We start from the raw sequence: 6,571 nt of genomic DNA, 5'->3' as shown, positions 1-6,571 counted from the left end.
CCAGGAACTGCAGGGCGTTCTCGCCGAGGTAGTAGTTGTAGAGGATGCAGGTGAAGACGAAGAGGCTCAGCGCCACGCTGATGAACACGCGGCCCCATTCACCGACCACCGCGGCCAGGGAGTTCTGGGTCAGCACGATGCCGTCGCCTTCGAAGCCCGGAGTGTAGAAACCGGACAGCAGGATCAGCAGCGCGGTGCAGGTGCAGATCACGAAGGTGTCGAGGAAGACGCTGAACGCCTGCACCACGCCCTGGGCGGCCGGGTGCTTCACCGCAGCGACGGCGGCGACGTTGGGCGCGCTGCCGAGGCCGGCTTCGTTGGCGAACACGCCGCGCTTCACACCCATCACGATGGCGCTGCCGAGCAGGCCGGCGAAGGCCGGCTCCAGGCCGAAGGCGCTCTTCACGATGGTCACCAGCATGTCCGGCACCAGCTCGATCTGGGAGATGATCACGTAGCAGGTGACGGCGATGTAGGCCAGGGTCTTGACCGGCACCAGCAGGTCGGACACCGAGGCGATGCGCTTGATGCCGCCGATGAACACCAGGCCCAGGAGCACGGCCAGGCCGATACCGGTGTACTGCACCGGCAGGTCGAAGGCGTTTTCCAGGGAGTGGGTCACGGTGAAGGCCTGCAGGCCGTTGAAGGCGAAGCCGTAGGTCACCAGCAGCAGCACGGCGAAGGTCAGCGCCATCCAGCGCAGCTTCAGGCCGTGCTGGATGTAGTAGGACGGGCCGCCACGGTACAGGCCATCGCCATCGGCGCGCTTGTAGACCTGGGCCAGGGTGCACTCGAAGAAGCTGCTGGACATGCCGACCAGCGCGGTGACCCACATCCAGAACACGGCGCCAGGGCCGCCGAGCGTAACGGCCAGGCCAACACCGGCGATGTTACCGGCGCCGACGCGACCGGCGAGGCTCAGCATCAGGGCCTGGAAGGAGCTCAGCTGACCGGCCTGGCCACGGATGGAATCCTTGAACACGCTGAACATGTGGCCGAAATGGCGGAACTGGACGAAGCGAGAACTGATGGTGAAGTAGGTACCCAGCCCCACGATGAGGACTATGAGGACCTTGCCTGACATAAAGTCATTGATGGCTTCGAGCATTGGAGTTACCTCGTTATTGTTGTAATGCACATTCAATAGGCGCACGGAAACTCTGCAGTCGTAAGCTCGACCGCGGTGGATATCCGTAGGGTTAGGGGAGGAGCGCGCTGGGGCCTTTCCTCACGTCCTCAGCTCGTTGTGCTGGGATGTTGCAGATAGGCGATCCGCTCCCACATCGCCGTCGGATTGGAATACATGGGGAAGTGGCCGCAATTGGCGATTTCCGCGAGATGCACGCCTTGGCTCTGGATGTAGGCCAGGTAGGAAAGATGAGTGTTCTGCTCGCCATACATGAACATGCGAGGGCAGGGCAGGGCGAGGAACTTCTCCATCAGCTCGCCATGGTCAGAAAGCGCCACCATGGACTCGAATATCCCGCGAACCGCTCCTGCCCGCACCTTGTGGCGAAGGCTGGCGGCGTAGAGCGCGCTGGCATACGCCGGGGCATGGAGGGTGCGCTCGATGAAATCTTCGAAGAAGCGCTCGGCATCGTCATGGGCGTAGTCGTGGATCTGACGGCTGAGGAAGCAGTCTTCCGGGGCGATATTGCCCTCGATATCGACGAAGCTCAGGACGCGCTCGGGGTGCTGATGGGCCAGCATCAATGAGGTGAGGCCTCCCATGGAGTGTCCGACCAGGTGGAAGCGTTGGATGCCGAATTGATCCAGCATCGCCAGCGCTGTTTTCACCAGGAGCGGGATGCCGATACGCGCGAGGTCCGAGCAGGTGGTTTCACCGCAGCCAGGTGCATCGTAGGCAAGGAACGGATGCCCATTGAAGGCTGCGTAACGCACGATATCGGCGTAGTCTTCCTTGGTGGAGCCGAAGCCGTGGAGGAACAGGATAGGTGCCTTGTCCCCCGCTCGGTGCAAGGCTGCGACCTGCAGATCGACGCCGTCGAGGGTCAGTGGCACGAAGGATCGGTCGAACTCTTGTTGTGTTGTCGTCACGTGGGTGGCTCCTGGAACCTTTGCGATGGTGCTCTGGATGCGTTGTTCGTCGAGTCTCCGATCGGGGAATCCTTCTGTAAATTCCTAATCAAGTAAGGATTCCATAGGTTTCAGGTATGGAAAATTCTCCAGCATCATCAGCCTGGAACGCTGCCTCGCAACTGTTCCAGCAGGGCGTCCACCAGTGGATTGGAGCGGGCACTGTTCCAAACGACTGCGGTGGTAACGATGCTCAGCCTGGGCGATACCGGGCGCAGCACCACGTTTTCGGGCGCCAGCTTCTTCATTGAGGCCGGAACCAGGGCGACACCCTGGCCACAGCTGACGAAAGCGATCTGCGACGAGACTGAGCGCACCTCGTGAAGCACCCTGGGGTTGAGGCCATTGGCCTTGCATACACCGATCAGGTAATCGAAGTAGTTCGGGCTGACCTGACGGGATGACATCACCAGGGCTTCATCCGAAAGGCTGGCCAATGTCAGGCGGGAGCGGGCCGCCAGCGGATGCTCCCGTGGGATCGCTACGGCCAGTCGGTCTTCGGTGAGGGGCATGGAGCGAATGTCCTTGCCCAGATTCCCCTCCAGTCGGGCGAAGGCCAGATCGATATCGCCGGCCTCCAGCGCGGGGATGGCCTCGGCACTGTCGATTTCCCGCACGGTGACGGTTATCTGCGGATGCTGGGCCTTGAAACGGTCAATCAGCGGCGGTAGCACGTCGATCATTGCATTGGTGATGGCACCGATGGTCAGCACCCCGGCCTGGCCAGACACCGCTTCAAGTACGGCAAGCTCCAGGCGCTCCAGCTGATCGGCGAACTTGCGTACGGCCGGGAGGATAGCGGCACCGGCAGGCGTGAGCTTTGCGCCTTGGCGAGATCGTTCGAACAATCGCAATTTCAACGAGTGCTCGAGGATCTGGATCTGCTCGGTCAACGGTGGCTGAGACATGCCCAGGCGCTTGGCTGCGCGGCTGAAACTCTGCTCCTCGGCCACCGCGAGGAACAGCCAGAGGTGTCGAACCAGGCGAAAGTTGATCATGGTTTTACCATATGTTAAGGCTATGGGAGCGTTACTTGATAAGGAATATACCTATGGAAATTGACTGCCGATACTCGGGACTCCAAACAACAAGGTTCGCTTTCCATGAACACACCTCTCCTGAGCCGACTGTCCGCCCTGGACACCAATACGGTGTCTGACGCACTGGACTTCCTCGGACTGCCCGGCGCCACGGCCGGCCTTCGCCCGCTGTGGAATTGTCCGAAGATCGTAGGCCGGGCCAGCACAGTGCAGCTCGCCCCCAAGCAGGATTCCGCCCCCACCGTGCACCTCATCACCCCGGTCGTGGCCAGCATCGAATCCGATGACCGCGTGCTGGTCATCGCCGGCGGCGTGGAAGGCATTTCCAGCTGGGGTGACATCCTCGCCAATGCCGCCCGCCAGAAAGGTATTCGTGGCTCGGTGATCGATGGCTTCAGCCGCGACATCAAAGGTAGCGAAGACATCGGCTACCCGGTGTATGGCCGCGGCGTGACCATGATCAGTGCGCGCAATCGACTGGTGCAGGTGGACTCCGGGTGCGCCGTGACCATGGCCGGTGTGGCGGTGAACGAAGATGACTACGTCATCGCCGACGAGTGCGGCACCGTTTTCGTGCCTGCCGAGGTGATCGAGCAGGTGCTTGATCTCGCGGAGCGCATTGACCGTCGGCAGGCGGGCATGGTGGAGGCGGTGAGGGCAGGGCGCTCGGTGGAGAGCGTGATGCACGACAGTCAGTTCGAAGCCATCAAAGCGGAGCAGCACTGATGAATCTCGAAGATAAGGATCTGGTCGCCCTGTTCGAAGGGCTGGATACCCCAGCGGTTTCCGACGCCATGGACAAGCTGGGTCTGCCCGGTCAGTGCCTGGATATCGCACCTCTGGCTGACTACCAGAAAGTGACCGTGGGCCCGGCCTTCACTGTGCAGTACGTTTCTGCCAGCACTCCACCCGGTACCGTCGGCGACTTCATCGACGATGTGGCCCCGGGAGATGTGGTCGTCATCGCTAACGGAGGCCGTACCGACTGCACCGTCTGGGGTGACATCATGACCCAGTACGCGTTGGCGCGCGGCATCGCCGGCACAGTTATCGATGGCGTCTGCCGCGATGTGAACAAGGCGTTGGGCGAGGGCTATCCACTGTTCACCAAGGGGCGCTTCATGCGCACCGGCAAGGATCGCGTCGAAGTGGTGGCGGTGAACCAGCCAGTAAGCATTGGCAGCGCTCGTGCCTGCGCTCGTGACATCGTCGTAGCCGATGCCAATGGCGTGGTGATCGTGCCGCGTGAGCGCGCCCAGGCTGTCGCGGAATGTGCGCGGCAGATTGAACAGGTTGAGGCGCAAATTCGCGAGCAGATCGTCCACGGCAAGACTCTCAAGGAAGCGCGTGCTGCGCTTGGCTATCACGACCTCCAGAGGAAATCCAAATGAGTGCCTACGATATCCAGGTCGTTGCCACGCGAGCCAAGGTACTCGGCAGTTCCACCCTGTACGAAGCATCGGGCCTGCCCACTGCTGTCGACCCGGCGATTCGCCCTATCTGGCGCGGCGCTTTCATCGCGGCACCAGCTTACCCGCTGGAGTGTTCCCCGGGGGACAACCTGGGTCTGCACCTGGCACTGGAGCAAGCACCGAAGGGCAGCGTGTTGGTGGTGAGCACTGGCAACTTCATCGCCGGTTACTGGGGTGAAGTACTCACTGTCGCCGCCCAGGCGGCTGGCGTAGTGGGTCTGATCATCGATGGGGGCGTGCGGGACATCCAGGCCATCGAGAAGCTGGGCTTCCCGGTGTACACCCGCGGCGTATCTGTCAAAGGTACCGTCAAGGCTACGGCGCCCTCGGTTGGCCAGCCGATTCCATTCAATGGCGCCCAGGTGGCCGCTGGTGACCTTGTGGTTGCCGACGATGACGGTATCGTGATCATTCCCAAGGCTGAAGTGGCGCGCACCCTGGCTGACGGCGAAGCCCGTGCCGAGAAGGAGTCGCGGATGATGGCGGCCCTGCGCGAAGGCAGCACAACCGTCGAGCTGATGGGACTGAAACGTCCGGAGGTGGGCCAGTGAGCCGGGACTTTGAGAGCCTTAATCGGCGCGTTGCGGCTGCTCAGCCCTCAGCAACTTATCGAATCATTGATCGTGTCGCCGCACGCCGAGCGGAAGGCGCCGCCATCATTTCCTTGTGCGCCGGAGAGCCCGACTTCGACACGCCCGCGCACATCCGCCAGGCCGCTGTCGCCGCGATAGAGGCGGGTCACACCCGTTACACCCAGGTCGCAGGCCTGCGTGCCCTGCGCGAAGCAGTCGCCGCCAAGTACCGGGACGAGAACGGCCTCGCGGTGGGGTGGGAAGACACCCTGGTCTGCAGCGGAGGCAAGCAGGTCATCTACAATGCGCTGGCCGCCACCCTGAACGAGGGTGACGAAGTGATCATTCCGGCACCTTACTGGGTGAGCTACCCGGAGATGGTGCAGCTCTATGGCGGTCGCTCGCGCATCGTCACCTGCGGAGTCGACAGTGGCTTCAAGCTGACGCCAAAGGCATTGCAGGCAGCGATCAACGAGGATACTCGCTGGCTTATCCTGAACTCGCCATCGAACCCCACCGGCGCGGTATACAGCCGCGAAGAGCTGCGTGCCCTGGCCGACGTCCTGCTGGATCACCCCCAGGTACTGATCCTCTCGGACGATATCTACGAGCACCTGATCTTCGATGGCGCGGCGTTCCACACGCTGGCCCAGGTCGAGCCGCGTCTGGCCGAACGAACCTTGACCATGAACGGCGTATCCAAGGCGTACGCCATGACCGGCTGGCGGATCGGCTTCGCCAGCGGGCCACGCTGGCTGCTGGATGCGATGGAGAAGCTGCAGGGGCAGCAGACCTCTGGTGCCTGTTCCATTTCTCAGCACGCGGCGGTGGCGGCCCTGCGCGGTCCCAAGGACTTTATCCGGGAAAGTCGCGAGGTGTTTCAGCGGCGTCGTGACTTCATGGTGGCCATGCTCAATGAAACGCCTGGTTTGCATTGCGATCGACCGGCCGGCGCCTTCTACGCGTTTGCCGATTGCTCGGCGCTGGTCGGCAAGGTGTCCCAGGGTGGGCGAGGACTGTTCAGCGACGAGGATGTCGCCCATGCACTGCTAGATGAGGCCAACGTGGCAGTGGTGCCAGGCAGCGCGTTCGGGCTGGCGGGCTACATCCGCATTGCCTATGCGCTGGATGATGCTTCGTTGAAACAAGCCTGCGAAGCCATTCGGACCTTCTGCCAGAACGTGCGATAGCTGAATAACCACTAAAGACAGCGTGGCAGTACCGGCCACGTCCGTCGGCAAGGGATAGTGCATGGACTCACGAGGTCTCTGCCTGCCCCTTGTTTTTTCGTCGCCAGTCCCATCCCTTCCTGCGTCGGCCTGGCACTCTCGCAGAGTGCTGGACAGTTATTCCCTCCCGGGCAAGACGCTCAGTTGAACAGTTAATCTGG

At 62.1% G+C, this 6,571-nt stretch carries 7 protein-coding genes; 4 read left to right on the top strand and 3 right to left on the bottom strand.

What is annotated here, in order from left to right; translation table 11 throughout:
* The 3 genes from E8E95_RS10360 to E8E95_RS10350 form a co-directional block, all read right to left on the bottom strand.
* Positions 1-1,108: sodium:alanine symporter family protein (locus E8E95_RS10360; RefSeq protein ID WP_280349757.1), on the bottom strand; the 1,108-nt coding region annotated here is incomplete at its 3' end.
* A 128-nt stretch (positions 1,109-1,236) separates the two neighbouring features.
* Entirely contained in the window at positions 1,237-2,058 is an 822-nt protein-coding gene (locus E8E95_RS10355; RefSeq protein WP_280349756.1) for an alpha/beta hydrolase, read from the bottom strand.
* A 137-nt stretch (positions 2,059-2,195) separates the two neighbouring features.
* Positions 2,196-3,095, bottom strand: coding sequence for a LysR family transcriptional regulator (locus E8E95_RS10350; RefSeq protein WP_280349755.1), 900 nt, complete (start codon positions 3,093-3,095; stop codon positions 2,196-2,198).
* 105 nt (positions 3,096-3,200) lie between these two features.
* Between E8E95_RS10350 and E8E95_RS10345 the strand changes: the two genes are divergently transcribed.
* The 4 genes from E8E95_RS10345 to E8E95_RS10330 are packed head-to-tail and all read left to right on the top strand — an operon-like array spanning position 3,201 to position 6,371.
* Positions 3,201-3,863: an RraA family protein gene (locus E8E95_RS10345; protein ID WP_280349754.1), complete on the top strand. Its 663-nt coding sequence runs from the start codon at positions 3,201-3,203 to the stop codon at positions 3,861-3,863.
* On the top strand, positions 3,863-4,528 hold the full coding sequence (locus E8E95_RS10340; RefSeq protein ID WP_280349753.1) for an RraA family protein: 666 nt from the start codon (positions 3,863-3,865) through the stop codon (positions 4,526-4,528). Before E8E95_RS10345 ends, E8E95_RS10340 begins: the two co-directional genes overlap by 1 nt.
* The gene (locus tag E8E95_RS10335) at positions 4,525-5,160 is read left to right on the top strand and encodes a dimethylmenaquinone methyltransferase (protein ID WP_280349752.1); all 636 of its coding nucleotides are present in this window, start codon (positions 4,525-4,527) and stop codon (positions 5,158-5,160) included. The genes E8E95_RS10340 and E8E95_RS10335 overlap by 4 nt, the downstream gene beginning before the upstream one ends.
* On the top strand, positions 5,157-6,371 hold the full coding sequence (locus E8E95_RS10330; RefSeq protein ID WP_280349751.1) for a pyridoxal phosphate-dependent aminotransferase: 1,215 nt from the start codon (positions 5,157-5,159) through the stop codon (positions 6,369-6,371). The genes E8E95_RS10335 and E8E95_RS10330 overlap by 4 nt, the downstream gene beginning before the upstream one ends.
* Positions 6,372-6,571: the final 200 nt, after the last annotated feature.

The organism is Pseudomonas sp. BN414, from assembly GCF_029871275.1.
In the GTDB taxonomy this organism is placed as follows: Bacteria; Pseudomonadota; Gammaproteobacteria; order Pseudomonadales; family Pseudomonadaceae; genus Metapseudomonas; species Metapseudomonas resinovorans_C.
The sequence above is the reverse complement of the archived record's forward strand: the minus strand, read 5'-3'. Positions and strand labels throughout refer to the sequence as shown.

Coding starts and splice junctions, on each gene's coding strand:
- E8E95_RS10340 (WP_280349753.1), top strand. CDS start 3,863: ATGAATCTCGAAGATAAGGATCTGGTCGCCCTGTTCGAAGGGCTGGAT.
- E8E95_RS10350 (WP_280349755.1), bottom strand. CDS start 3,095: ATGATCAACTTTCGCCTGGTTCGACACCTCTGGCTGTTCCTCGCGGTG.
- E8E95_RS10335 (WP_280349752.1), top strand. CDS start 4,525: ATGAGTGCCTACGATATCCAGGTCGTTGCCACGCGAGCCAAGGTACTC.
- E8E95_RS10345 (WP_280349754.1), top strand. CDS start 3,201: ATGAACACACCTCTCCTGAGCCGACTGTCCGCCCTGGACACCAATACG.